Annotated in this window: 21 protein-coding genes; 9 read left to right on the top strand and 12 right to left on the bottom strand. The window is 71.1% G+C overall.

What is annotated here, in order from left to right:
- Window positions 1-247: 247 nt before the first annotated feature.
- Window positions 248-1,858 carry a chromosomal replication initiator protein DnaA gene (gene dnaA, locus OG439_RS38380; protein ID WP_247059645.1) on the bottom strand — a complete coding sequence of 537 codons (1,611 nt, stop codon included), beginning with the start codon at window positions 1,856-1,858 and terminating at the stop codon, window positions 248-250.
- Window positions 1,859-2,464: 606 nt separating this feature from the next.
- On the opposite strand from dnaA, the gene rpmH reads away from it, so the two are divergent.
- The 8 genes from rpmH to OG439_RS38340 all read left to right on the top strand — a co-directional run bounded on the left by rpmH (window position 2,465) and on the right by OG439_RS38340 (window position 10,839).
- Window positions 2,465-2,608, top strand: coding sequence for a 50S ribosomal protein L34 (rpmH, locus tag OG439_RS38375; RefSeq protein WP_247059643.1), 144 nt, complete (start codon window positions 2,465-2,467; stop codon window positions 2,606-2,608).
- 21 nt (window positions 2,609-2,629) lie between these two features.
- Window positions 2,630-3,064 carry a ribonuclease P protein component gene (rnpA, locus tag OG439_RS38370; protein ID WP_247059642.1) on the top strand — a complete coding sequence of 145 codons (435 nt, stop codon included), beginning with the start codon at window positions 2,630-2,632 and terminating at the stop codon, window positions 3,062-3,064.
- Window positions 3,065-3,069: 5 nt separating this feature from the next.
- On the top strand, window positions 3,070-3,405 hold the full coding sequence (gene yidD, locus OG439_RS38365; RefSeq protein ID WP_326945428.1) for a membrane protein insertion efficiency factor YidD: 336 nt from the start codon (window positions 3,070-3,072) through the stop codon (window positions 3,403-3,405).
- 5 nt (window positions 3,406-3,410) lie between these two features.
- Window positions 3,411-4,583, top strand: coding sequence for a membrane protein insertase YidC (gene yidC, locus OG439_RS38360; RefSeq protein WP_326945427.1), 1,173 nt, complete (start codon window positions 3,411-3,413; stop codon window positions 4,581-4,583).
- A gap of 30 nt (window positions 4,584-4,613) precedes the next feature.
- A complete protein-coding gene (locus OG439_RS38355; protein ID WP_247059639.1) occupies window positions 4,614-5,174 on the top strand; it encodes a Jag family protein in 561 nt (186 codons plus the stop codon).
- A 2,979-nt stretch (window positions 5,175-8,153) separates the two neighbouring features.
- Window positions 8,154-8,834, top strand: coding sequence for a 16S rRNA (guanine(527)-N(7))-methyltransferase RsmG (rsmG, locus tag OG439_RS38350; RefSeq protein ID WP_326945426.1), 681 nt, complete (start codon window positions 8,154-8,156; stop codon window positions 8,832-8,834).
- Window positions 8,835-8,920: 86 nt separating this feature from the next.
- Window positions 8,921-9,844, top strand: a complete 924-nt coding sequence (locus OG439_RS38345; RefSeq protein ID WP_442788264.1) for a ParA family protein — start codon at window positions 8,921-8,923, stop codon at window positions 9,842-9,844.
- Window positions 9,841-10,839 (top strand): ParB/RepB/Spo0J family partition protein, encoded by a 999-nt coding sequence (locus OG439_RS38340; RefSeq protein ID WP_326945424.1) that lies wholly within the window; start codon window positions 9,841-9,843, stop codon window positions 10,837-10,839. The genes OG439_RS38345 and OG439_RS38340 overlap by 4 nt, the downstream gene beginning before the upstream one ends.
- Before the next feature lie 178 nt (window positions 10,840-11,017).
- On the opposite strand, the gene OG439_RS38335 is transcribed toward OG439_RS38340, so the two are convergent.
- On the bottom strand, window positions 11,018-11,962 hold the full coding sequence (locus OG439_RS38335; RefSeq protein ID WP_247059635.1) for a D-alanine--D-alanine ligase family protein: 945 nt from the start codon (window positions 11,960-11,962) through the stop codon (window positions 11,018-11,020).
- A 32-nt stretch (window positions 11,963-11,994) separates the two neighbouring features.
- A complete protein-coding gene (locus OG439_RS38330) occupies window positions 11,995-13,314 on the bottom strand; it encodes an aminotransferase-like domain-containing protein (protein ID WP_326945423.1) in 1,320 nt (439 codons plus the stop codon).
- Window positions 13,315-13,526: 212 nt separating this feature from the next.
- Here OG439_RS38330 and OG439_RS38325 point away from each other — a divergent pair, with 212 nt between their 5' ends.
- Complete coding sequence (locus OG439_RS38325) at window positions 13,527-14,171, top strand: GNAT family N-acetyltransferase (RefSeq protein WP_326945422.1); 645 nt, start codon at window positions 13,527-13,529, stop codon at window positions 14,169-14,171.
- A 216-nt stretch (window positions 14,172-14,387) separates the two neighbouring features.
- Here the strand turns inward: OG439_RS38325 and OG439_RS38320 are convergent, their stop codons facing one another.
- From OG439_RS38320 to OG439_RS38280, 9 genes are all read right to left on the bottom strand, one after another.
- Window positions 14,388-15,536 (bottom strand): N-acetylmuramoyl-L-alanine amidase, encoded by a 1,149-nt coding sequence (locus OG439_RS38320; protein WP_247059629.1) that lies wholly within the window; start codon window positions 15,534-15,536, stop codon window positions 14,388-14,390.
- 280 nt (window positions 15,537-15,816) lie between these two features.
- On the bottom strand, window positions 15,817-16,140 hold the full coding sequence (gene trxA / locus OG439_RS38315) for a thioredoxin (RefSeq protein ID WP_020642536.1): 324 nt from the start codon (window positions 16,138-16,140) through the stop codon (window positions 15,817-15,819).
- A gap of 34 nt (window positions 16,141-16,174) precedes the next feature.
- Window positions 16,175-17,167 carry a thioredoxin-disulfide reductase gene (gene trxB / locus OG439_RS38310; protein WP_247059627.1) on the bottom strand — a complete coding sequence of 331 codons (993 nt, stop codon included), beginning with the start codon at window positions 17,165-17,167 and terminating at the stop codon, window positions 16,175-16,177.
- A gap of 79 nt (window positions 17,168-17,246) precedes the next feature.
- Window positions 17,247-18,053: a hypothetical protein gene (locus OG439_RS38305; RefSeq protein WP_326945421.1), complete on the bottom strand. Its 807-nt coding sequence runs from the start codon at window positions 18,051-18,053 to the stop codon at window positions 17,247-17,249.
- A complete protein-coding gene (gene sigM, locus OG439_RS38300; RefSeq protein WP_247059624.1) occupies window positions 18,050-18,673 on the bottom strand; it encodes an RNA polymerase sigma factor SigM in 624 nt (207 codons plus the stop codon). Before sigM ends, OG439_RS38305 begins: the two co-directional genes overlap by 4 nt.
- Window positions 18,674-18,704: 31 nt before the next feature.
- Window positions 18,705-20,297: a protein kinase family protein gene (locus OG439_RS38295; RefSeq protein WP_442792244.1), complete on the bottom strand. Its 1,593-nt coding sequence runs from the start codon at window positions 20,295-20,297 to the stop codon at window positions 18,705-18,707.
- Between the two features lie 79 nt (window positions 20,298-20,376).
- Window positions 20,377-22,248, bottom strand: coding sequence for a murein biosynthesis integral membrane protein MurJ (murJ, locus tag OG439_RS38290; RefSeq protein ID WP_326951721.1), 1,872 nt, complete (start codon window positions 22,246-22,248; stop codon window positions 20,377-20,379).
- 882 nt (window positions 22,249-23,130) lie between these two features.
- Window positions 23,131-25,284 carry a DUF6049 family protein gene (locus OG439_RS38285; protein WP_326945419.1) on the bottom strand — a complete coding sequence of 718 codons (2,154 nt, stop codon included), beginning with the start codon at window positions 25,282-25,284 and terminating at the stop codon, window positions 23,131-23,133.
- On the bottom strand, window positions 25,281-25,823 hold the full coding sequence (locus OG439_RS38280) for an NUDIX hydrolase (RefSeq protein WP_247059621.1): 543 nt from the start codon (window positions 25,821-25,823) through the stop codon (window positions 25,281-25,283). The genes OG439_RS38285 and OG439_RS38280 overlap by 4 nt, the downstream gene beginning before the upstream one ends.
- Between the last annotated feature and the right edge of the window lie 96 nt (window positions 25,824-25,919).

Raw genomic sequence — 25,919 nt, 5'->3', positions numbered from 1 at the left:
CTGTGGGCGGGGTGTGGACGGATTCCGGGTCGTCGCTGGTGGGAGATCCGCGGACGCTGTGGGCAAACTGCCCACACCATGGGGAAACTTCCTTGTGTACAAACAATTTTCGCGACTTTGCGAAGCGCGCGTACGTGCGCTTCGCTGCTTCGCGGGCGTAGGCGTGCTCCAGGCAGTCCAAAGACGACTCAGGGGCGCCCACATCGCGTGGACGCCCCTGAGTCGTTGGGAGGTAAGGAAAGACGGGCTACTGGCGGGCGCGCTGCTTGATACGCGACGTCAGCTCCTGCACCTGGTCGTAGATGCGCCGGCGTTCGGCCATCTCCTTGCGGATCTTCTTGTCCGCGTGCATGACGGTCGTGTGGTCGCGGCCGCCGAACGTCTGCCCGATCTTCGGCAGCGACATGTCGGTCAGCTCGCGGCAGAGGTACATCGCGATCTGGCGGGACGTGGCGAGCGCCTTCGTCTTGCCCGGGCCGCAAAGGTCGTCGAGCGAGACGTCGAAGAACTCGGAGATGACGCCCATGATGGTGGGCGCGGTGATCTCCGGGGCGTGCGAGTCGGGGATGAGGTCGCGCAGCACGATCTCGGCCAGCCCGGCGTCGACCGGCTGCTGGTTCAGCGACGCGAACGCCGTGACCCGGATCAGCGCGCCTTCGAGCTCCCGGATGTTCGCCTCGACGCGCGAGGCGATGAACTCCAGGACGTCACCCGGCACCGCGAGCCGGTCCTGCGCCGCCTTCTTGCGGAGGATCGCGATGCGCGTCTCCAGCTCGGGCGGCTGGATGTCGGTGATCAGGCCCCACTCGAACCGCGTCCGCAGCCGGTCCTCCAGCGTTTCGAGGCGCTTGGGCGGGCGGTCGGAGCTGACGACGATCTGCTTGTTCGCGTTGTGCAGGGTGTTGAAGGTGTGGAAGAACTCTTCCTGCGTACCTTCTTTACCCTCCAGGAACTGGATGTCGTCGACGAGCAGGATGTCGATGTCGCGGTAGCGGCGCTGGAAAGCGACCTTGCGGTCGTCGCGCAGCGAGTTGATGAAGTCGTTCGTGAACTCTTCGGTCGAGACGTACCGCACGCGCATGCCCGGGAAGAGCCGTTGCGCGTAGTGGCCGACCGCGTGCAGCAGGTGCGTCTTGCCGAGCCCGGACTCGCCCCAGATGAAGAGCGGGTTGTACGCGCGGGCCGGTGCTTCGGCGACGGCGACCGCGGCCGCGTGCGCGAACCGGTTGGACGCGCCGATGACGAACGTGTCGAACGTGTACTTCTCGTTCAGCTTCGTCTTCGACGTCTGCGGCTGCGCCGGCGCGGTGTAGGGCTGGCCGGCGATCGGCTGCCCGGAGAACGTGGGCCAGATCTCGTGGACGGCAGCGAGCGCTTCGCCCTCTTCGTCGACTTCCTCGTCGGTGTCGTCACCGTCGTCGGGCTTCGGCCCGGCGGACTGGTGGGCCGGCATCGGCGGAGCAGGCTCGGGACGCTGCGGCGGCATCATCGGGCCGGGGCCCGGCATCGGCGCGGGGGCCGGCTCGGCGCTCACGCCGTTTTCCACCCGGGCGGGTGACGGGACGTAGCGCGGCGCGGCGACCGGGGCGAGGGTCTCGGCGGTGTCGACCTTCACGGCCAGCGAGATGGCGCGGCCGAGCCGGCGGGAGAGCGCGTCGGTGATCGCGCCGCGGAGGCCGCGCTCGATCGCTTCCTTCGCGAAGTCACTGGGGGCCGCGAGCAGCGCGGTGCCGTCGAGCAGACCGATGGGGCGGGTCACGCGCATCCAGGCACGCTGCTGGGGGGACAGGGTCCCGTCGGACAGTTCGCGTACCACCTGTTCCCAGATGACACCCAGGTTGTGCTGGTGCTCCGACACCTGGCTGGCTCCCCTCCCCTCGACGGCGCGTACGGCCGGATCGGCCCGGGAACGCCCCTGGTCACACCGCCCTATGACCCCCTGCGGACCTGACCGGGTACCGGCACAGCGAATATCCACATAGTTGTCCACAGCTGTGCACTAATGTACGGCGACCCGCGGCGACGCCACCTGCGGGCTCGTCGTAAGCCGGTGGGCACTCCACCACCCGGATACTCGTGCACCTCGACCGGTGACCCGAGAGAGGCACGCTAACAAGCCCCGCTCGCTGCCACAAGGCATCCTGGGCCGCCAGCATTTCATGGTGTACGGCGTGTTGCCATTCGATGCCGCGGCGTCGACGAACGGGCCTCGCGCGGCCCGTCACCGGCGGTGGCGGAGGGGGTGCTTATCGGGCTCCGGGCGGGGGTGCGTACCCTCGTAAGGTCTCCCGTATGCGACGGGCGCGTTTCGCGTGCCCTAGTTGTCGTCGCTCGTCGTGACGAGGCCACACGTTGGTAGGAGACACCAGAGACTGCCGTGCGCCCGCACGACACGCCAGGTGAGAGGGATGACCGTCCCTCTCCGGCGGGTGGGCAGACGACACAGCGACACACAGGAGAAGCAGTGAGCAAGGGTAAGCGGACCTTCCAGCCGAACAACCGCCGTCGCGCGAAGACCCACGGGTTCCGGCTGCGCATGCGGACCCGGGCAGGCCGGGGCATCCTGGCGGCTCGCCGTCGCAAGGGCCGCGAAGCGCTGTCGGCCTGATCCGGCACGTCGGGGCGCGCCGTGCTGCCGGCTGCCGCACGTTTGCGGCGGAGTGAGGATTTCCGCGTGGTCCTCCGTCGCGGATCCAAGGCAGGCAGGCGCCGCCTCGTCGTCCACGCGTTGACCACGGACCCGTCCATGGCCGCCGATGCTTCGTCGGCGACCAGGGCGGGTTTTGTGGTGAGCAAGGCCGTGGGGAACTCGGTGGTCCGCCACCGGGTGTCCCGCAAGTTGCGTCATCTCGTTTCGGCCCGGCTCGGAACCCTGCCCGCCGGCAGTGCGTTGGTCGTACGGGCATTGCCGCCGTCCGCGTCCGCGTCCAGCGCGGAGCTCGGGGCCGATCTCGACGCCGCGCTGCGGCGGCTCGGACTACTGTCGTCGCGCCGTCCGGCCGGGGATGTCCCCAGCCCGACGCGTCCCGCGGACGCGGCCCCCGACCACGGATCAGCGGTGTGACCGGTATGCGAGCCACCCCCGAGCACTCAGTGCACGACGAGCACGACCACGACGACGAGCCCGGGCCCACCCGGCCCGGCCCGGTCGCGTGGGTCCTGTTGCTCCCCATCAAGCTCTACCGCAAGGCGATTTCGCCCTTCCTGCCGCCGGCCTGCCGGTTCTACCCGAGCTGCAGCGCGTACGCGGTCGAAGCCCTGACCCAGCACGGCGCCGGCCGCGGCTCATACCTCGCGGCGCGCCGCCTGCTGCGTTGCGGCCCGTGGACCATGCCCGGCCGCGACCCCGTGCCCGAGACGTTCTCGTGGCGGCACCGACGACCTGAAACACCGATCGAGGAGTAGCAGCAGTGCTCGATTTCATCTACTACCCCGTGTCCTTCATCCTCTGGTGTTGGCACAAGGTCTTCGGGCTCGTCTTCGGGGAGTCGACGGCGATCGCCTGGATCCTCGGCATCATCTTCCTGACGTTCACGGTCCGCGGCATCATGTTCAAGCCGTTCGTGAACCAGGTCCGGTCGATGAAGAAGATGCAGGACTTCGCGCCGGAGATGAAGAAGCTCCAGAAGAAGTACGCGAACGACAAGCAGCGCCAGGCGCAGGAGATGCAGAAGCTCCAGAAGGAGCACGGCGTCAACCCGCTGGGCAGCTGCCTGCCGATGCTGCTGCAGATCCCGGTGTTCATCGGCCTGAACCACGTCCTGCGCGCGTTCTCGATCATGCCGGCGGACGGCAAGCCGAAGACCGAGAACTACTTCTTCACCCAGCACGACGTTCTCTCGTACACCAACGCCAAGCTCTTCGGCGTCAACCTCGGCGAGGCCGTCTACAACGGTGTCGGCGTCGTCAGCGGGGGCAACGCCGCGAACGTCGGCTTCCACTGGAGCGTGCTCCCGGTCGCCCTGCCGCTCATGATCATCGCGTCGATCGCCACGCACCTCACCGCGCGGCACTCGGTGGCCCGCCAGAACGCCGCGTCGGCCACCTCGCAGACCGCGATCATGAACAAGCTGACGATGTACATCTTCCCGCTCGGTGTCCTCGTCTTCGGTGCCCTGTTCCCGCTCGGCCTCCTCTTCTACTGGCTGGCGAACAACGGCTGGACCCTGATGCAGCAGCGCCTCGTCTACACGAAGATCGACAAGGAAGAGGCGGCTCGCAAGGTGGAGGCCGCGGAGAAGCGCGCGACGCTCGGCCCGAAGCCCGGGCAGAAGCCGACCGCGCCGAAGGTGGGCCAGAAGCCCGTCCAGCAGAAGAAGAACCAGCCCGCCCAGACCGGCTCGCAGAAGAAGGTCACCAAGGCCGGCTCGGCCCACGGCTTCGCGCAGACCACGCCGGCGGAGGCCGCCGCGGCCAAGGCCGCCGAGGCCGCCGAGGCCGCCGCGGCCAAGGCGGACGGCGCGACGGTGGCGGAGGCCACCCCGGTCGCCACGAACGGCCAGAACGGCTCATCGGAGAACGGCACGGGAGTGCCCGGGCTCCTCAAAGACTCGACCAGGAAGTCGGGCCGGAAGCGCCGCTGAGGCGCGACCGGTTCGGAGAGGAGACGAATGATGTCGGAGACGATCGACACGATCGACGCCGATCAGGACGACGCGGCCGCGGGCGCGACCACCGAAGAGGAGAGCGAGCAGAAGGCGGGAGGTGGCGACGACGTCCTGGTCCAAGAGGGCGACATCGCCGGCGACTACCTCGAGCGGCTGCTGGACCTGCTCGACTACGACGGTGACATCGACCTGGACGTGGAGGCCGGCCGCGCGATCGTGAGCATCGACGGCGGCGAGGACCTCGAAAAGCTCGTCGGCCCCCGCGGCACGGTGCTCGAAGCGCTGCAGGAACTGACCCGCCTGGCGGTCCAGCAGGAGACCGGCTCGCGCAGCCGCCTCATGCTGGACATCGCGGGCTGGCGCGCGGACCGCCGCGAGGAACTCCGCGAACTCGGCCGTTCGACGGCGGAGTCGGTCCTCTCGAGCGGCGAGCGGGTGCGGCTGCAGCCGATGAGCCCGTTCGAACGCAAGGTGGTCCACGACGCGGTGGCGACGGTCTCGGGCGTCACGAGCGAGAGCGAGGGCGAAGACCCCAAGCGTCGCGTGGTGATCTTCCCGGAGTCCTGACGGACTTCGTTTCAGCGGCCCGTCGGACTTCGGTCCGGCGGGCCGTTTTTGTGCCCTTGTGGAGGGGTAGGTCAGGGCGGATCTGTCGCGGTGGCGACCGCGGGTATGACGTGACGCTGCCCGGCTCGACATCGGCTGCGGTGGGACGCGGAGGCGGTCATCCCGTCGTGGATGGGGCACACCCCGGCTTCAACGGATCCGCCTCCTGGGGCCGCACCCGCGCTGACGTTCGGGGAGGCGCGGCGCCTTCGTCCTTCGGCACGACTCGCCCGCGGCCTCCGCCGGGCGGTCGACCGCCCGGCAGACGAGCCGACGAAGTCGGCGCTCGCCGGTGACACGCGATTACAGCCTTCCCGGACGGACAAAGAGGCCGGCCGTTCGGCCCTGCCTCACGGCTACCAGTCCTCTGGCCCCAGCCCAGCCCAGCCCAGCTCGGCCCAGCCCAGCTCGGCCCAGCTCGGCTCGGCCCAGCTCGGCCTGGCCTGGCCTGGCCCTGGCCTGGCCCTGGCCTGGCCATGGCCCGGCCCGGCCAGGCCCAGCTCGGCTCAACCCGGCTGAGCCGGCCCAGCACCGCCTGCCCCGCACCGCCCGCACCGCCCGCACCGCCCGCACCGCCCGCACCGCTGGAGCCGTACCGTCCTGCCCTACCGCCACTTGCTGCGGTGGCCTCCGCTCCACCTGCTGCGGCTGTCGCGGTCGCGGAAGGGCCGCCGTTCCGTTCTCCGTGCGCCCGCGGGCAAGCTGACCGGCGGACAACACGCCCAGCTGACCCTCGGCCTCGCGCTGGCACCGTTCCGCTGCCGCGCACCGCGACCACCACCGTGCACTTCGCCGCCCCCGCCTAACCACGACGGTCAGGCGCTGCCACTGTGGGGCGGCTCCCGCCTGCTTGGCGCGACCACCGCGGTCGCGGCGACCGCCGCGGGCCGTTACCGCGAGGCTGCGGGGCGCCGTGTGCCAGCAGCGGGCGCGACCACTACTCCCACCGGCTGCTGCCGCGGCAGCTATGACCGCCACCTCTGGCCGCGGCAGCCACGCCCTCCACCTCATGGCGCAGCCACGCTCGCCGCCTGCCGCGGCGACATCTCGCTCTGCCCGGTGCCGCCGTGGCGTCTCGCTCCGCCCTGCTGCCTCGGCAGCGACCGCCTCACCGTGCACCATGCGTCGGCACCGGCCGCCGCGATCGCCGCCCCGGCACCCTGAGGTCACGGTCTCCCGCTTCGCGTCACAGTCGCGCGAGCGACTGTGACCGTTCATGTGCCGGTCCCCTCCGCCGCTGCTGTTTGCCGTGACCATCGCTGGGACTCAATCACCCTGCCGCTGTGACCATCGCCGCGGCTGCAGTCGCACGCTGCCGTATGGGCTGCCGTTGCCGCAGCGGTAGGTCGCTGCGCGGCTGTCGTCGCCCCAGGATCGCCTTGCTTCGCCTCGCTCGTTGTGCCGTCGTGTCTGGACGCTCGACGTGGCTGGCCCACCAGTCGCACCCGCCAGACCGCGACGTCCCTGACCGGCTGCGCGCGACCGTCACATCTGCCGCGGCTGCCGCCGTGCCCTGGCACGTCACCCTGCCGCCACGTCGTCCCCTCTCGGTGGCCCTCCGCCTGCGTGGCCGCTGCCGCCGTGGCTGCCGCTGCTGTGGTGGAGCGCGGCCTTCGCCGGCCTTGGCCCGCCTGCCTTCACCACGGTGACTGGCCGTGTGACTGTCGCGTCTGCCGAGGCCTGCGGCCAGGCCACGCCGCCGCGTGGTTGCCGCCGCTGGGAGTGCAGTCAGCCGTCGCCACTACCCATCTCTATCGCCATGGCCGCACCCGATCGTGGCCGCAGCCGGCTTGCCTTGCCGGTTGCTCCGCTGCCCTGGCTGGTCGCTTGCGTGGTCGCGGCCGTCGCGGACGTGTGCTGCCGCGCAGCGGCTGCGGTCATCCCGCCACCGTGCGATCCATCGCCCAACACTGCCGCCGCCGTGGTGAGTGTGCAGACTGTCGGCCCTCGACGGTCGCGGCTGCGCCCTGACTGGTCGCGTGCTGCGGCGATCGCATCTGCTGTAGGCGCCGTGGTCGCCGCGCCACGGGCTGCCGTCCCACCGCTGTGGTGTGCCTCGCCATCCACGGCCGCACTGCCGCCGCTGCGGCGACACAGCTGTCGCCGGCGTGCCTCGCCAATCGCGCCTCTGCTCTGGCGGGCCGTGCGACGCGACCGCGGGCCCCGTCGCCGCAGTCTTGCCGCGGCGGCCGCCACTCCGCGGCCGCGCCTCAGTGTGGCTCGCCACCGCCTCGCTGCCACTGTCCTTCCGTCGTTGCCTCGGCTCCCGCTCCGCCCTGCCGCGGCGCACCCCGCCGAGCCAGACCGCGCCCCGCCCCGAGCCCGCGCCCCGCCCCGCCGCACCGCACGGCGTCCCGCCGCCCCGCGGCAGGGCGCGCGGCCACCGCCGCCACCGCTGCCGCTGCGGGGACGACCGCTGGCCCGCTCGCCTCGCCCCGCCGCCGCTTGGGCCGTCGACTGCTGTGGCTGACCGCCGTGACTCTGGCCGTGTGCTGTCGTGGCTGGCTGGGCGACGTTGCCGATGCTGTCGTGGTCGGTCACTGTCGCGGCTCCTGCGGGCCGGATGCTGCGCAGCCGCTATCCGCGGCTGGGCCCCTGCCGACGCTGGCGTCGGAGCGCAGCGTCGGTTGCCGCGCTGCCGTGGCTGGTCGTCGTCACGGGGTGATCGTTGAGACGGTCACCGTCCTGTCCTCGGTCGCTTGGCGCCTTGCTGGGTGCGGTTGCGGCGCGGTGGTGGCGCGGGGCGAATTACAGCCGTGATGTTTCACGTGGAACGCGCACCGGGGCCGGCGGTGGCGGTGTGGTGTTTCACGTGGAACGCGCCGCTGGGTGAGTGGAGTTGTCCACATCTGCGGTCTGTCGGCTCGTTTTCGCGTCGACATCAGGGACAATCGCTGGAGCGCCGTTTCACGTGAAACGCGCGGACTAGGAGTAGCCGGAGTGAGCTTGGAGCAGGCCGCGGGTGCGGTGCGGACCGCGGCGGAGCGAGTGTTCGGTGCTCACGTCGACCAAGCGGCTGGGTATGTCGAGCTCCTGGCGAGCCATGGGGTTGAGCGTGGGCTGATCGGTCCGCGGGAGGTCGAACGGCTTTGGGAACGGCACGTGCTCAACTCGGCGGTGATCGGCGAGCAGATGCCTGAGGGGGCTCGCGTCGTCGACGTCGGGTCCGGGGCGGGGCTTCCGGGTGTGCCGCTCGCCATCGCTCGGCCGGACCTCGATATCGTCTTGCTCGAACCTATGGCCCGCCGGGTGGACTGGCTGGCCGAGGTGGCCGAGAAGCTGGAACTCCCGATCACCATCGTCCGTGGACGCGCGGAGGAGCGGCCTGTGCGTGAGCAGCTCGGTGGCGCTGACATCGTCACCGCTCGCGCGGTTGCCCCCCTGGCCCGGCTTGCGGACTGGTGCTTGCCGCTGGTTCGTCCCGACGGCTTCCTGGTCGCTCTGAAGGGCGCCAGTGCGGCGGACGAGATCGAGCGGGACGGTGCCGCCATCAGGAAGGCGGGCGGCGCCGACGCGATGATCGTGGAGTGCGGTGTGGCAGTACTAGAGGTCCCCAGCACGGTCGTGAAGATCCGTCGCCAGTCGTCGAAGACGGCTCAGGCGCGGAGCAGGAAGCGCTAGCGCAGACAACGGGCCGCGGTGTTCCACGTGAAACGACGCGACTCGTCCATCGACCAGACGTCTATATGGAGGAGGTGTCGAGACCGGTGAATCCCCCGCCGTCCGACTCCACGGAGACCAGCCACGACGTGGGCTGGACGCCGATCGCCGAAGAAGCCACCCGCGCCGCTCGGCTGTTGCACCCGGATGGGTCGCTGCCCCGGCCCGGCCGTCGCCGCGTGATGACCGTGGCCAACCAGAAGGGCGGCGTCGGCAAGACCACCAGCACGGTCAACCTCGCCGCCGCGCTCGCCGTTCACGGGCTCAAGACGCTCGTCGTCGACCTCGACCCGCAGGGCAACGCGAGCACCGCGCTCGACGTCGACCACCGGTCCGGAACGCCCTCCATCTACGAAGTGCTCATCGGCGAGGTGACGCTCGCCGAGGCGGCGCAGCCGACCGAGCAGTCCCCCAACCTCTTCTGCGTCCCCGCCACGATCGACCTCGCCGGCGCCGAGATCGAGCTCGTCTCGATGGCGTCGCGCGAGTCGCGGCTCAAGGAGGCCATCTCCTCGGAGATCCTCGACGAGATCGGCGTCGACTACGTCTTCATCGACTGCCCGCCGTCGCTCGGCCTCCTGACGGTCAACGCGATGGTCGCCGCGCAGGAGGTGCTCATCCCGATCCAGTGCGAGTACTACGCGCTGGAAGGGCTCGGGCAGCTGCTGAGCAACATCGAGCTCGTGCAGCAGCACCTCAACCGCGAACTCCGCGTCACGACGATCCTGCTCACCATGTACGACGGCCGGACCAAGCTGGCCGACCAGGTGACGAACGAGGTGCGGAACCACTTCGGCGACACCGTCCTGAAGACCGTCATCCCCCGCAGCGTGAAGGTGTCGGAGGCGCCCGGGTACGGCCAGACCGTGCTCGCCTACGACCCCGGTTCGCGCGGGGCATTGAGCTACGTCGACGCGGCGAAGGAGATCGCCGAGCGAGGTGCACTCATGGAAAGGGGTAGTTCCACATGACCGAGCGCAGAGGAGGGCTGGGGCGCGGCCTCGCCGCCCTCATCCCCACCGGGCCCACCGGCGGCGCCCTCCCCGCGCCCAGTGACGGGTCGGCGGCGGACAAGAAGGCGGCCGACGAGAAGGGCTGGTTCGCGGCGAACGGCCAAGCGAAGCAGCACAGCGGCGAGGTCGCCGGGGCGGTCTACCGCGAGATCCCGGTCGGCTCGATCAAGCCCAACCCGAAGCAGCCGCGGCTGGCCTTCGACGAAGAGGCGCTCGCCGAACTCGAGCACTCGATCCGCGAGTTCGGGCTCATGCAACCCATCGTGGTTCGCGAGCTCGGGAACGACGAGTACGAGCTCGTCATGGGCGAGCGGCGGCTCCGGGCGTCACAGCAGGCGGAGCTCGAAGCGATCCCGGCGATCGTCCGGCAGACCGCCGACGAGTCGATGCTGCGCGACGCGCTCCTGGAGAACATCCACCGCGTCCAGCTGAACCCGCTCGAAGAGGCGGCGGCGTACCAGCAGCTGCTCGACGAGTTCGCGGTCACGCACGAGGAGCTGGCGAGCCGGATCGGCCGCAGCCGGCCGGTCATCACCAACACCATCCGGCTCCTCAAGCTCCCCCTGCCGGTGCAGCGCCGGGTCGCCGCGGGCGTCCTGTCCGCCGGGCACGCGCGTGCGTTGCTGTCCCTGGAGGACGCCGACAGCCAGGAAGAGCTCGCCGCGCGCATCATCGCGGAGGGCATGTCGGTCCGGGCGACCGAGGAAGCCGTCACGCTCAAGAAGAGCGAGAAGCCGGCCAAGCCGAAGCCCGCGCCGCGCAAGCCGATCCAGGCGCCCGGGCTCCAGGATCTCGCCAACCGGCTTTCGGACCGGTTCGACACCCGCGTGAAGGTCGACCTCGGCCGGCGCAAGGGGCGGATCGTGCTCGAGTTCGGCTCGGTCGACGATCTCGAGCGCATCGTCTCGATCATCGATGCGAATGGGGCGAATCAGACACCGGAAACCGATTAGGGATCACCCCAGGGTGTTTCGTCACGGTGATGATTGCTCCACGCGGTTGCGGCGACCACGTCCGGTGATGATCGCTCGCGACACCAAAAGGCTGTGACAGTCGGGGCTCCGCCACCCGGAGCCCCCGCGAAAAAGGCCACCACGGAAAATTCCGTAGTGGCCTTTCGCGTACGAGGAGTCAGCGGGAGATCGCGCGCCCGATCAAGTCGGCGAACACCGTGCCGAGCGACTTGCCCGCCGCGTCGATCGCCATCGGGACCGTCGACGTCTCGGTGAGCCCGGGCGACGGGTTCACCTCGAGGAAGTGGACCGTGCCGTCTTCGGCGACGATCGCGTCGGTCCGGGAGATGTCCCGCAGTCCGAGGACGCGGTGTGCGGCGACGGCGAGTTCGGCCGCCGCCTTGGCCGCGGCGTCGTCGAGGCGGGCCGGGGTGAAGAAGTCCGTCAGGCCGGCGGTGTAGCGGGCCGTGTAGTCGTAGACGCCGCTCTCCGGCACGATCTCGACGGCGGGCAGGGCCTCGGGACCGTTCTCACCCTCGATGACCGTCACGGCCACCTCGACGCCGGCCACGAACCGCTCGGCCAGAACCGTGTCGCCGTAGGCGAAGCAGCCGACCATCGCCGCGGGCAGTTCCGCCGCTTCGCGCACCACCTGCGTGCCGAGCGCCGAGCCACCCTGGTCCGGCTTGAGGATCAGCGGCAGGCCGAGCTGCTCCACCATCGCGTCGAGCACCGCCTGGGCGCCGAGCTCGCGGAACGTGCTGTGCGGCAACACGACCCAGCCCGGCGTCACGAAGCCGGCGTTCTCGATGAGCGCCTTGGCCGTCGGCTTGTCCCACGCGCGGCGGCAGCCCTGGGAACCGGTGCCGACGAACGGCACGTCCAGCATTTCCAGCACCGTCTGCACCGAGCCGTTTTCGCCTTCACCGCCGTGCAGCGCGACGACCACGGCGTCCGGGCGCTGCGTGCGCAGGCGCTCCAGCAACCCCGCGTCGGTGTCCCACTCCTCGATGCCGAGGCCTTCGGACTTGAGCGCCGCGGAGAGCCGTCGCCCGGACCTCAGCGAGACGTCGCGTTCGTGCGAAAGCCCGCCGGCGAGCACGGCAACGGTACGGTCGACCACCGTGGAAACTCCTTAGCTGGTAAAAGAAAGACTCAGATCGTGTCGGGGGACGGGTTCGGCGGCCCCTGGATCTGGCGCGCGCTCACGTTACCGAAGGTGCGCGCGAGGTCCATTTCGGACTCCAGCACGGCGGCCAGCCGCCGGACGCCTTCCCGGATGCGCTCCGGTGTCGGGTAGCAGTAGGACAACCGCATCTGGCGGCTGCCGAAACCGTCGGCGTAGAAGCCGGTTCCGGACGCGTACGCCACCCGCGCGGTCACCGCGCGCGGCAGCATCGCCTTGGTGTCGACGCCTTCCGGCACCGTCACCCAGACGTAGAACCCGCCGTCCGGCTTCGTCCACGAGCAGCCCGGGGGCAGGTACTGGTCGAGCGCGGACAGGATCGCGTCACGCCGCTCGCGGTAGTTCTCGCGGAACTTCTTGATCTGGCCCTTCCAGTCGTGCGTGGCCAGGTACCGCGACACGATCAGCTGGTTGAGGGTCGGCGGGCACAGCGTCGCCGACTCCGCGGCCAGCACGAGCTTTTCGCGGACGGCGTGCGGCGCCAGCACCCAGCCGACGCGCAGACCGGACGCGAACGTCTTCGAGAACGAGCCGAGGTACACGACGTTGTCCGGGTCCGTCGAGCGCAGCGCCGGGTAGGTCTGCCCGTCGAAACCGAGTAACCCGTACGGGTTGTCTTCGACGACCAGGACGCCGTGCTCGCGGCAGATCTCCAGGATCTCCGCGCGGCGCTCGACGGCCAGCGTGACACCGGCGGGGTTGTGGAAGTTCGGGATCGTGTAGAGGAACTTGACGCGCCGGCCGGCCTTCTCCGTCTGGCTCAGCGCCTCGCGCAGCAGTTCCGGCACCAGACCGTTTTCGTCCATCGCCACGTGCACGACCTGCGCCTGGTACGCGGCGAAGGAGCCCAGGGCACCGACGTAGGACGGGCCCTCGGCGATGACGACGTCACCCGGGTCGCAGAACAGCCGCGTGACCATGTCCAGGCCCATCTGGGAGCCGACGGTCACCACGACGTCGTCCGGGTGCGCCTTGATGCCCTCCAGCGCCATGATTTCGCAGATCTGCTCGCGCAGCGCCGGGACGCCGTGCGCCGAGCCGTACTGCAGGGCCACCAGGCCGTCTTCGGCGATGATCTCCGCCACCTGCGCCGAGAGCGTGTCGAGCGGGAGCGCGGCCAGGTTCGGCATGCCGCCGGCGAGGGAAACCACCTCGGGCCGGCTGGCGACCGCGAACAGGGCCCGGATCTCCGAGGCGGTCATCCCGGCGGTGCGCGCGGCATACCGCTCGAGGTGCGGGTCGAGGTTCTGACGGCCGCTGTGCGGCTTGCTGGGGCGGTTCTCGGTCATCGACGATTCACCCGGGGGTCGGTGGACACGGTCCGCTCCCGCGCGGGAGCGGTAGATCCATCGAGTGTAACCGGGGCCTGTCGAGGACCCCTGACCTTTCGGTGCTTCTCACATCGGCCTACCATCGACCATGGCTCCCGTGTTCGTGCTGTGGTTCCGCGCGGCTTGACGGCGGAGGAGCCCACCGGGAGCGCAGGTCAGGGAGGTCGCGGGTGTCGCGTCGCGTCGTGGGCGTCACACTGGACAACCTCGAGCATCTGCCGAAGAGCTGTCGCAGGTGCGTGTACTGGGAACTGGCTCCGCATCTGAAGAACCAGGCCGAGGAGTTCGGCGCCACCGAGGTCGAGAAGGAAGCCTGGGTTTCGAGCGTGCTGCTCGAGTGGGGTTCTTGCGGCCGCATCGTCTACAGCGACACGCTGCCGGTCGGGTTCGTGCTGTACGCCCCGCCGAACGCCGTCCCGCGCTCGCTGGCCTTCCCGACGTCCCCGCCGAGCGCGGACGCGGTGTTGCTGACGGCCTTCCAGATCCTCCCGGAGTTCCGCGGCGGCGGCCTCGGCCGGATGCTCGTCCAGGCGGTCGCGAAGGACCTCACCAAGCGCGGCGTCCGCGCCATCGAGGCGTTCGGCGACGCGCGTCCCGACGAGTCGGACCCGGACGGCGGCCACAGCTGCGTGCTGCCGTCGGCCTTCCTGCAGAGCGTCGGCTTCAAGACCGTCCGTCCCCACCAGAAGTGGCCGCGCCTGCGCCTCGAGCTGCGTTCGGCGATCACCTGGAAGGAAGACGTCGAGGCGGCGCTGGAGCGGCTGCTCGGCCAGGTCACGATCACCACGGCCGAGCCGATCCTCGGCCGCGCCTGACCTGCCGCAAACGTTTGCGCCGGAGCTCCGGCACGCCTGGAACACGGATTCCGTCGTGTGTGCACAGCTGTGGAAGAAGTGCCGAGTTATCCACAGAGCCCTGATAGGCGCGGTGGAAAAGCTGTGGATGACTGCACCGAAACCTGGGGACGGCGCATGCGCGTCCCCAGGTGTGGTGGAGCAGATGAAGATGAGCCGCTAGGGGTTGTGGTCGCCCTACTCGGCCTTCGCGAGTTCGTGCGCGAGGACGTCCGCGAACGTGAACGTGCCCGTCGGCTGGTCGCCCTCGCCGAGCAGGTACAGGCGCTTGACGGCGATCAGGATGCCCTCGGCGACGATGTCGCGGAAGGCCGGGTCGCCCAGCTTGCGGCTGTCGTCCGGGTTCGTCAGGTAGCCGATCTCGACCCGGACGGCCGGGCAGCGGGTGCGGGTGAAGATGTCCCACGACTTGTAGTGCGTGCGGTTGTCCTGCAGGCCCGTACGGGCCGCGACCTCGCGCTGGATGAAGCCGGCCAGCAGCTCGCCCACGGTCGACGTCGTGCCGTTGCCGTTGCCGAAGTGGAAGCTCGCGACACCCTGCGCGCGCGGCGACGGGTTCTTGTCGCTGTGCAGCGAGAGGAACAGGTCGGCGCCCGCGTCGTTCGCGAACTTCGCGCGCTCCAGCTCGGTGGGGCTGTGGTTCGGGCCGCGGGAGATCAGCGCCTCCATGCCGGTGGCCTTCATCCGGCCTTCCAGGCGGCGCGCGAGGTCCCACGCGATGTCGGCCTCGCGGAGCCCGCCGGCGACCACGCCGAGGTCGTCGCCGCCGTGGCCGGGGTCGATCACGATGCGCTTGCCGCGCAGCCGGGGACCGGCCTGGCGCACCTGCTCCTGCTCGCGCAGGAACACGGGGCGGCCGCCCCGGGCCCGCGGCGAGGACAGGCGGTGCAGCTCTCGGATGGTCGCGGGGCCGCACATGCCGTCCGGCGTCAGGCGCATGTCGCGCTGGAACGTCTTGAGGGCGCGCTCGGTCGCCGCGCCGAAGTAGCCGTCCGGGCGGCCGGCGTCGAAGCCGAGTTCGGTCAGCCGCTCCTGCAGCGTGAAGACGTCGTCACCCTGGATCGGGGCCGCGATCGTGTACGACAACAGCCGGCTGCCCAGGTGGTAGCTGGCGCCCTTGAGCGCCTGGAAGGTGGCCTGACCCACGATGCCGTCGGTCATCAGCCCACGGCTCTGCTGGAAGGCTCGTACGGCGTTCTCGACGGCGACATCGAACGTGTCGTAGGCGTCGGTACCGGTGACCGGCGGGAGCAGGTCCATCCCGGCCAGGATCGACCTGATCTCGGCGACGTCCGGACCGGCGTCACCGCGGCGGAGTACCCGCATGCACTCCTCGCTCTTCCTCAGGCACCGATTGGGGGTTCGGTGCGTGGCAAAACTTCGGGGAAAACCATCACTGGGACGGGCCCAGGTCCTCTATTGTGCCTTGCGAACTCTCGGTGACACCGCAGGCCCGGTCGGTTCGTCAAGAGCCCGTTCGTGGCGTCCCGGTGGTGGCCCTCGTCACCCAGGATTCACCCACACCGGTGAGATTCCCCCGAACGACGAGAACCCGGGGCCCACGGGAGGGTTCCCGCAGGCCCCGGGTTCGCCGGGCTTGTTCGGTTCAGAGAACGTCGGCGAGGTCCGACAGCAGCGCGGCCTTCGGCTTGGCGCCCACGATCTGCTTCACCGGCTTGCCGCCCTGGAACAGGATCAGCGTCGGGATGGACATCACCTGGTAGTCACGCGGCGTGTTCGGGTTCTCGTCGATGTCGATCTTGGCGATGGTCAGCTTCTCGCCGTTCTCCGCCGCGATCTCCTCGAGCACCGGGGCGACCATCTTGCACGGCCCGCACCAGGTGGCCCAGAAGTCGACCAGAACGGGCTTCTCGCTGGTCAGGACCTCGTCGACGAACGTCGCGTCGGTCACCTTCACGGTGTTGGACATGGTTTCTCCTTCAGGTGGGTGTTACGCCGGAAAGTCAGTTGGTGCCCGCGCCGTAGCCGCCGCCGACCAGCTCGGCCGCCTCGTGCGCGTCCGAATCGCCGTGCTCCGCGAGCCAGCGTTCCGCGTCGATCGCGGCGCTGCAGCCGGAGCCGGACGCGGTGATCGCCTGCCGGTAGGTGCGGTCCACCAGGTCACCAGCGGCGAAAACGCCGTCCAGGTTCGTGTAGGAGCTGCGGCCCTGGGTGATGACGTAGCCGTCCTCGTCCAGGTCGACCTGTCCGCGCACCAGCGCGCTGCGGGGGTCGTGCCCGATCGCGACGAAGAAGCCCGACACGTCCAGGGTCGACTCGGAGCCGTCCTGGGTGTCCTTCAGCTTCAGGCCCTCGACCTTGTTGTCCCCGACGACGCCGGTGATCTGCGAGTTCAGCTTCCACTTGATCTTCTCGTTCGCGCGGGCGCGCTCGAGCATGATCTTCGACGCGCGGAACTCCTCACGCCGGTGCACCACGGTGACGGACTTCGCGAACTTCGTCAGGAAGGTCGCTTCCTCCATCGCCGAGTCGCCACCGCCGGCGACCACGATGTCGTGATCGCGGAAGAAGAAACCGTCACAGGTCGCACAGGCCGACACCCCGCGCCCGAGCAGCTCCTGCTCACCGGGCACGTTGAGGTACCGCGCCGCGGCACCCATCGCGAGGACGACCGCGCGGGCGGCGTAGCGCTTGCCGTTCGCGGTCACGTACTTGACCTCGCCGGTCAGCTCGACCGACTCGACGTCCTCCGCGCGCAGCTCGGCGCCGAAGCGCTCGGCCTGCTTGCGCATCTCCTCCATCAGGTCCGGACCCATGATGCCGTCGCGGAAACCGGGGAAGTTCTCGACCTCGGTCGTCGTCATCAGCGCGCCACCGAACTGCGTGCCCTCGAACACCAGCGGTTCGAGTTGCGCCCGCGCCGCGTAAACGGCAGCGGTGTATCCGGCAGGACCCGATCCGACGATGATCAGGTTCCTGATGTCTTCGGCAGCCACCCGTGACCTCCGCTCGTAGTGACCCGTGTACCAGGCTCAACACGATCGTAGGTGGCCATGTTCCCGGCCGTGACGGCCGCTACTTCTCCCCGACGACCTTGTCGAACAGGACGGCCGGATTTCCCGGTCCGCAGTCCGCGCCGAAGGCGACCAAGCGGAACTGGGCCAGCTTGCCCGTGGTCAGGATGATCAGCACCCCGGCCTTGCCGCCGACGTTCACCGGGCGGATGCCTTCGGGCCGCACCTTGGGGTCCAGTCCGGCGGCCTCGACGCAGGCGTCGAGCCGGTCCTCGGTGCCCAGCGGGCCGAAGTCGCGGACGCCGACCGCCTTGCCGACCAGGGCCTGGGCGCCGCTGCCGTCGGCGCCGACCGTCGGGCCGGACGGTGCCGGGGCCGCGACGTTCGGGGTGCCGCTCTGCTGGGACGTGCTCGGGATCGCGACCGTCACCGCGACGACCGCCGCGGCGGCCGCGGTCAGGACGCCGGCGGCCCAGCCGAGCCGCTTGTTCCGGCGCCGCCGGGCGGCCGCGAGGTCCACCACTTGGGCGTCCCCGGCCCCGGTCTGCTCCGGTGCCGGCGCGGTCCGCTGCTTCGACTGTGCTTGTCCAAGAAATGCGGCGGCCACTTCCGCGGCCAGGGCCGCGTCGAGCCGTGCCGCGAACTCCGCCGGCATCGGCGGCGCGGGTGCCTCGGCGAGCGAGGCCAAGTCGGCCTGCGTCGCGTCGAGGGCGTCCAGGATCGCGCGGGCCTCCGGGTCGGCGTTGACGACCGGCCACAGCTGCGCGGCCCGGTCGTCGTCCAGCACGCCGGCGTGGAGATCGGCGAGCACGTCGACAGACCAGGGCGGACCGACGGTCCCCCCGATCCCCCGGCTTTCGTCCGTCATCGTCCCTCCCCGCTACCCGGCTGGCGCCCGGCCCGTTTGCTTTCGTGAGTTGGGACGTTCGCAATCGCATCGGGGTTCCGCAGGTGTCCGAGAACCTTCGCGAGTTTTCCGCGCCCCCGGGCACATCGGCTCTTCACCGTGCCCTCGGCGATGCCGAGCATCTTCGCCGTCTCGGCCACGGAATAGCCCTCGACGTCGACGAGCAGGATGGGCGCGCGCTGGTCTTCCGGCAGCTGGGCGAGCGCTTCGCGCACCAGCAAGCTGGTCTCGCGCTCGGCCATCGAATCGCGCGGGGTGGCCGGCTCGTTGAAGCCGGTTTCCGGCAGCGGGACGGTCGGGCGGGCCTGGCGGCGGCGGATCCGGTCGAGGCAGGCGTTCACCACGATCCGGTGCAGCCACGTCGTGACCTGCGACTCGGCGCGGAACTTGCCGGCGGCCCGGAACGCCGAGATGAACGCGTCCTGCAACGCGTCGGCGGCTTCCTCCGGGTCGCGGACCGTGCGCAGGGCGACCGCCCACATGCGGTCGCGATGTCGCTGGACGAGTTCGCTGAACGCATGAGGGTCCCCCGCGGCGTGAGCCGCTATCAGATCCGCATCCGTGGGAGCTGCAGCTGTCACCCGCGAGAGCCTACTGACCCTGTCGGGTGCGTCACCCCGCAGGCAGGAAGGACAGGTCCGCGATCTGGGTCAGGAACTGGCCGTCCTCGCCGCCCAGCTGGGTGATCCAGACGATGAAGTACTCACCCTGGGTGGGCTGAGCCAGCGGGATCGTCGTGTCGCCGTCCTGCAGGTCGCCGTTGCCGACCACCTTCGTGTCGGCCAGGTCCGGGTTCTTCTCGGTCGCCGAGCGGATCTCGACCTTGGTGCCCGCGGTGCCCCCGGAGACCTTGACCTGGCTCAGGTTGATCGGGTCCTTGAAGGTGACGACCAGCCCGACGCCCGACTTGATGACGGGGAACTGCTGCTTGTACTTCTCGGTCCGCCAGGCCGTCTCGGGCTTGCCGTCGGTCGCGTACCGCGCCCGGGCGGTGTTGTCGCCCTTGCCGTCGGGGTTGTAGACGGCGATCGCCTGCGGGGCCACCGCGGCACCGACCGCCGGCGACGGCGGGGGCGCGGGCTGGCTCGACGCCGGCGGCTGCCCGGCCGGCTGGCTCGACGCGGGCGGCGCCGCGACGTTGATCGTCGGCCCCGTCGCCTTGGAGTCGCCCTGGAAGACGTTGATCAGCATCAGCCCGCCCCAGGCGAGGATGACGACCGTGGCGACCACCAGCACGGTGACGCCGAGCGCGAGCTTGCGCCGCCGGGCGACGTCCTTGACCGGCTTCTTCGTGGTCCAGACGGTGCCCTCGGTCTCGGCGGCCGGGTCACCGCCGACGGCCTTGATCAGCTGGGTGCGCTCTTCCTCCTCGGCCACCTGCTCGAGCATGCGGAGGATGGCCGCGCTGGTGCGGATGCCGCCGTTGCCGCCGTCCTCGATCGTGCGGACGGCCAGCGACGACAGGTCGGCGGGCACGGTCGGGATGAGCTGGCGCGGTGGGACGATCCGGCCCTGCGGGTTCAGCGGTGCCGCCGGGATGGCGGGCGGGCCGCCGGGCAGCGCCCAGCGGCCGGTGAGCAGCAGGTACAGCACCGCGCCGAGCGCCTTGACGTCGTCGCGCAGCGTCGCCTCCGGCAGCGGGCCGGGGAACGCGAGCTTCAGCGCGCCGTTCGGCGTCAGCCGGAGCCGCTGGGGGTGGTCGAGGCCGAGGACCAGACCGTTCTGGTGGGCCTGCTCGACCGCTTCGGCCAGCGCCTGCACCATCCGGGCGGCCGCGCCGGGCGCCACCGGGCGCTGCGCGACGAGGTCGACCAGGTCGCTGCCCTTGGTCCATTCCGCGACGACGACGCCGAGCAGACCCTCGCTCGACGTGATGCCGCTGCCGAGCGCGAGCACGTCGAGCACGCGGGCGACGCCGCCGTGGCCGAACTTGGACGCGTGCGTCGCCCGTTCGAGGGTGCGGCGCGCGAGCCGCGCGGCTTCCGGGTCCGCCGGGTCGCCGACCAGCAGGGTCAGCGCGACGTCCCGCTTCAGCTGGCCGTCCCGCGCGCGCCACAGGTGCGCGTCACCCCGCTCGTCCACGCCGAACTGTGCGAGGAGGCGGTAGCGGCCGTCGCCGACCACACGTCCGGGGGCCAGCGATCCGACCTGGGCCTTGCCCACGTGGTTCGCACCCCCTGCCTGTTCGCTGCGCCTCGTATCCACCCGCACTCTCCCGTTAGCTCCCCGCGTCGAGGGTACCCAGAATACGACGCGGGAGTCGTAGGCAGCCGTACCGGAATCGTTACCCCCGCTTGATCAACCGGGTGAACCTGCTCGTGGCCGGCTGCAGCTCCTCCACCTTGAGCGCCATCAGGACGCCGAACGAGACCACGATGCCGACGACGCTTTGCAGCAGAAGCTTCACCCAGGCCCCGAAAGTCGGCCCGAACGAGTCCGGGACGACCTTGCCCACGACCCACGCCGCGGCCACCCCGAGCCCGCTCGCCACGACCGTGAACAGGATCACGCCGATGATGCGCTTGCTCCGCAGGTTGCCCAGCGTCACCCAGAGCCACACCTGGCCGAGGATCGCGCCGACGACGAACGTCAGCGCGTTGACCATCATGACGCCCAGCACGACGTTGTCCGGCGTCAGCAGCACCGGGCACAGGTACAGCAGCGGCACCTTGACCAGCGTCATCACGATCATGATCAGCGTCGGCGTCCGCGCGTCCTTCATCGCGTAGAACACCCGCATCTGGAGCATGACCAGCGCGTACGGCAGCAGCGCGAACGCCGAGATGGCCAGCGCGTCGCCGAGCCGCTCGGCGGTCTCGACCGTGCCCTTGCCGAACGTGAACAGCGCGATGCCGATCGAGCCGCCGACCACGGTCATCACCGCGGAGATCGGCACGAGCATCACCGTCGAGATCCGCGACGCGTAGGACAGGTCGCCGATCAGCTTCTTGTGGTCGCCGTCGGCGGCCGCGCGGCTCATCCGCGGCATGATCGCCGTCAGCAGCGAGACGCCGATGACGCCGTACGGCAGCTGGAAGAGCAGCCACGCGTTGCTGTACGCCGTCACACCGCCGGGAGAACCGCTGGTCAGGACGCGGGTGTTGATCGTGTAGCCGATCTGGCTGACCGCGACGTAGCCGAGGATCCAGAGCGCGAGACCGCCGAACTCCTTCATCTGCTTGTCGAAGCCCCAGCGCCACTTGAACCGGAAGCCCGACCGCAGCAGCGGCGGGACCAGCAGGATCGCCTGGGCGACGATGCCGGCGGTGACGCCGATGCCCAGCGTCAGCACCTTCGGGTCGGTGAGCGACGGGTGCGCGGTGTCGATGTCGCCCGGCATGACCCAGACGACCATGATCGTGAAGATGACCACCAGGTTGTTGATCACCGGTGCCCAGGCCGTCGGCCCGAAGATCTGCTTGGCGTTCAGCACCGCCGAGAGCAGCGCGAACACGCCGTAGAAGAAGATCTCCGGCAGCAGCAGGTAGGCGAACGCCGTGGTCAGCCCGGAGCTGGCCTTGCCGGAACCGTCGACGTAGAGGCTCGTGAACGCCGGCGCCGCGACGACCGCGACCGCCGTGCCGACCAGCAGCAGCGAGAACGCGACCGTGATCAGCCGCTGGGTGTAGGCCGCGCCGCCGTCGGGCTCGTCCTGCGCGCGCACCAGCAGCGGCACCACCACGCTGGCGAGCACGCCACCCATCAGCAGCTCGAAGATGATGTTCGGCATCGTGTTCGCGACGTTGAACGAGTCGTTCGCGATGCCCTGGCCGATCGCGCCGACCAGCAGCAGCTTCCACAGGAAGCCGGTGATCCGGCTGATCAGCGACGCGATGGCCATCCGGCCGGACGCCTTCGCGAGCGACGGCGCCTTCGCCGGGGCCGCGGCCTCCGTGCCGGGTTCGACCGGCTTGACGAGCGGCGTCTTGATCGCCGGCATGACCTGGGTGGCCAGCGCGTCGTAGGGCCGCATGACGTCGGGGTCGGCGACCGGCCAGCGGGAGGCCATCGGGACGCCGGCGGTGCGCGGGATGAACCGCGTCGCCTCCGGGTCGACGGGCCGCTGGGCCTCCTCCTGCCACGGCCGGACCGGCGCCGGACGGCGGGGCGCGCGGCCGCGCGGCGGCACCGGGATGCCCGGGGGCGGGGTGCCCATGGCCGGGTTGCCCGCGGCCGGCGTGCCTGGCGGCGGGGTCGCCGGCGGTGCGGCGACCGGCGGCGTCGCCGGCGGGGCCGGCTGCGGCAGCCGCCCCTGGTGCGACGGCGGGCCCTGCGGTGGTGGCGGGCCCGGCGGGTTCTGCGGCGGTAGCGGCGGCACCGGCTGGACGCGGGTGGGTGCCGGACCGGCGGCGGCGCGCGGCGGTTGCCCGCCACGCGGCGGCTGGGGCGGTGGCCCCTGCGGGGGCGGGCCCTGCGGCGGCGGGACGCGGCGCGGCGGCCGGTCGTCCCGCGGCGGCCGGTCGTCCCGCGGCGGGTGGTCGTCGCGCGGCGGACGCTCGCGGACCGGGCGCTCGTCGTGGACCGGCCGGTCGTCCCGTGGCGGGCGCTGGCGATCGTCCTGGACCGGCGGCTTGCCGCGGGCCGGGCGCCCCTCGCGCGGTTCCTCGCGCAGGGCGCGGTCGTCCCGGGGCGGACGGCCGTCGCGCGGTTCGTCACGCGGCGGACGGCCTTCGCGGACCGGCCGGTCGTCGCGCGGCGGACGCCCCTCGCGGACCGGCTGGTCCTCGCGGGGCATCTGGCGGGTCTGGCCGTTGCGGGGCGGCTGGCGGCGGCCGCGCTCCGGTGGCGGAGGCGGCTGCTGCTTCGGCGGGGGCTGGCGGCGGCCCGGTTGCGCCGCTCGTGGCGGCCCGTCTCCCCGCTGCGGGGGCGGGGCGCCTTCGCGCCGAGGACGACTCGCACGCTCGGGGGGTAAGCCCGGCTCTCTCTCCAACGCGTGCCCAATCCTCAGTGCTCGGTCCCCGGTGCCGCGGCCCGTTCGCCGCGCACGTGCGGACCCAGGGTAATCGGGAACCGCCCGGAACACTCGAAGGCCGAGAGATCAGTCCACTGCGTCCCGGCCGGCCTTCGCGTCCTTCACCCGCCGGTAGATGCGCCGGGAGGCGAGCAGAAGCAGGGCCGCACCTGCGGCGACGGTCGCGATGATGGTGATCGCGCCGTACTCCGTGGACGTCAGTTCGAACCGCGCGGATGACCCGAGCGGGGTATCCGTGGGGGTGCGCAACGACACATCCACGCTGAACCGGCCGGCCCGCAGCGCCTCGACGGGCAGGAAGTAGTTCTTGCCGCCGCCCGCCGGGAAGAACCAGGCCTTGGCGTCGTCGGAGCGCAGGCCGGTGTTGTTGGTCAGGACGAACCGGGCGTTGATCCCGACCGGCAGGTCGTTGCTGACGTACACCGGCAGCGGCGAGTTGCCCGAGGCCAGCGCGATCGTCTGCTTGGGCTGCGAGACGGACACCTGCTCGCTGATCGCGGCCAGGTCGGCGCGCGCGTTCGCGGTCGCCGCGTCGGCGGGCAGGCCCCGCCACGCGGTGGACGCGCCACGCAGCTCGGCCAGCCGGACCGGCGCGACGACGTCGTCCGGTTTCACCCGTTTGGTGGGATCCAGCTGCATCGCGGCGGCCAGGCCGGTGGTCTTGTCGTCGAGGGTCGACAGCGTCGAGACGAGGGCGGGGTCGGCCGCCGCGGCCGGGTCCTGGCCGCCGTCGCCGACCGGGCCGGAGCCCTCCGGGTCGGCGGCCAGCAGCGTCGGGAGCGAGGTCGCCGTGACGAGCCCGGCGTCGAGGTAGTTGCCGACCTGCTGCAGGTACGCGGTGAGCTCGGCGGCCGGGGCGGCCCAGCGGCGCGGCGGCGCGACCAGCAGGTGGTCCGGCCGCTGCTGGCCGGCGGGCAGGCCGAGGCCGGCGCGGAAGGCGAGCGCGCCGAGGCCGTTCTGGCTCGCGACGGCCGCCTCGGTGGTGGCCGGCATGGTGACCGAGTCGGGCACGGTCGGCACGCCCGTCATGGCCGAGGAGACGAGTGAGTCGGTCGGCTGCGCGCGGACGGTGCTGCCCTGCACGGTGACGCCGCCGCCGGCCGCGGCTGGCGCGAGCTTGCCGGCGTCGGTGAGCACCGTGCGGATCCCGGCCTGCGACAGCGCGGTGAGGACGGCGTCGCCCGGCGTGCCGTCCGGCCAGAGCACGCCGGTCTGCGGCGTGGCGCCGGTCAGCTGCTGGATCACGGCCGCGCCGGAAGCCGCCTTGGTGACCAGCGCGGGGTCGCCCGGGCGGATCCGCGAGACGGCGTTCAGGTCGGCGTCGGCGAAGGGCAGGGCCACCACGCACCGGCTGCCGACCAGCGAGCGCAGCGCGGCCAGCCACGTCTGCGCGGTCCCGGCACCCTTGCCGTCGACGTTCCCGGCGTCGGTGTGCACCTGGTAGCCGCGGCTCATCGCGTCGACGGTCGCCAGCAGGTCCGGGTCGAGTGCGAAACACATCGACCTGGCCAGGTTCGAGTAGCCCTGCACGGCCGTGTGCGCGGCCGTGACCAGCGCGTTCAGCCGGCCGTCCGGGCCGATCTCGTCGGCCAGGCGGTCGTCGGCCAGCACCGGCCTGCCGCCGAGCGGCGCCGCGTAGACGTGCGGGACGCTGCTGGTCAGCGGCCAGAGCAGCGTCATGCTCGGCGCGCCGGACGCGTGCGTCGCCTGCTTGCCCGGGCCGGCCAGCACCGGCATCAGCATGCTGACCGCGCCCAGCCGGGCCGGCCCGCCGAACTCGGGCGTGCCGTTGACGTTCACCAGCAGCGGGTAGACGCCGGGCTTGCCGAACAGCGCCGCGCGCTGGCCGGTCAGGGTCACCGAGATGTTCAGCGGCGCGGTCTGCCCGGGCTCCAGCGCGTCGGCGACGGCGGTGAAGTCCGTCAGCGGGCTGTCCTTGATGACCGCGCCCGACAGGACCTCGCCGATCCCGCGTTCGGTCGTCTGCCGCTCGCCGACCTGCAGCCGCACCTGCGGCCGGTTGACCTTGCGGTCGCCGGTGTTGGTGACGCTGCCGGCGACGGTCAGCGTCGTCGTCGAGCCGGTGATCACCCGCGGGTTGAGCTCGTCGAGCTCCACGCGCAGGCGGGCGCCCTCTTCCGCGTGGGCCACCGTGGCGCCGGCCAGGGCGGGGACGGCCAGGAAGAGGACGGAAAGGAAGGCTGCGGCGAACCGCTTCACTCGGGGGCTCCCTCAGGGGCGTGCTCGTCTCGTCCGTGGACGTCCGGGCGCGCTAAAAGTTCCTTGGCTTTCCGGACGAGCTTCCGCTCGTCGGAATACGCGAGTTTGGTCTCCAGCTCGGCCAGCGGGACCCAGGCCACCTCGGTGACCTCGACGTCTTCGTCGGACAGCTCACCGCCGAGCGCTTCGAGCAGGAAGTGGTGCACGGTCTTGTGGATCCGCCGCTTCTCGGCGACGAACCAGTAGTCGATGGTCCCCAGTGGCCGCAGGACCCGCGCGGAGATGCCGGTCTCCTCCTTCACCTCGCGCACGGCCGTCTGTTCCACTGTCTCACCGTCCTCGATGTGGCCCTTGGGCAGCGACCAGAGCAGTCTGCCGTGCCGGTCGAGCCGGCCGATCAGCGCCGCCTGTTCGCGCGCCGCGTCCAGCACGAGGCCACCGGCCGACGTCTCGTCGACCGTGGTCAGGCGCCTGCCGCGCTGCCGCCTCCGCCGCCTCCGCGGCTTCGAGGCGCCGGGGCGGCCGGCTGATCCAGACATGCTGCGATGCTAGAGCAAACGGTTGCCCCGGTAGGCTGGCTCTCCGTGTCCTGTCCGGTGGTGCCTGTAGTAATCGCACCCGAAAGTAGTGGGTTT

The sequence above is a fragment of the Amycolatopsis sp. NBC_01307 genome, from assembly GCF_035975215.1.
GTDB lineage: Bacteria > Actinomycetota > Actinomycetes > Mycobacteriales > Pseudonocardiaceae > Amycolatopsis.
This window is presented reverse-complemented; position numbering and strand designations above follow the sequence as displayed.

What these genes read in the sequence shown, in the direction of transcription:
- yidD (WP_326945428.1), top strand. Translation starts at nt 3,070, where the DNA reads ATGCGAGCCACCCCCGAGCACTCAGTGCACGACGAGCACGACCACGAC.
- trxA (WP_020642536.1), bottom strand. Translation starts at nt 16,140, where the DNA reads ATGTCCAACACCGTGAAGGTGACCGACGCGACGTTCGTCGACGAGGTC.
- murJ (WP_326951721.1), bottom strand. Translation starts at nt 22,248, where the DNA reads ATGGGCACCCCGCCCCCGGGCATCCCGGTGCCGCCGCGCGGCCGCGCG.
- OG439_RS38330 (WP_326945423.1), bottom strand. Translation starts at nt 13,314, where the DNA reads ATGACCGAGAACCGCCCCAGCAAGCCGCACAGCGGCCGTCAGAACCTC.
- OG439_RS38280 (WP_247059621.1), bottom strand. Translation starts at nt 25,823, where the DNA reads ATGTCTGGATCAGCCGGCCGCCCCGGCGCCTCGAAGCCGCGGAGGCGG.
- OG439_RS38355 (WP_247059639.1), top strand. Translation starts at nt 4,614, where the DNA reads ATGTCGGAGACGATCGACACGATCGACGCCGATCAGGACGACGCGGCC.
- OG439_RS38340 (WP_326945424.1), top strand. Translation starts at nt 9,841, where the DNA reads ATGACCGAGCGCAGAGGAGGGCTGGGGCGCGGCCTCGCCGCCCTCATC.
- OG439_RS38320 (WP_247059629.1), bottom strand. Translation starts at nt 15,536, where the DNA reads ATGCGGGTACTCCGCCGCGGTGACGCCGGTCCGGACGTCGCCGAGATC.
- OG439_RS38305 (WP_326945421.1), bottom strand. Translation starts at nt 18,053, where the DNA reads ATGACGGACGAAAGCCGGGGGATCGGGGGGACCGTCGGTCCGCCCTGG.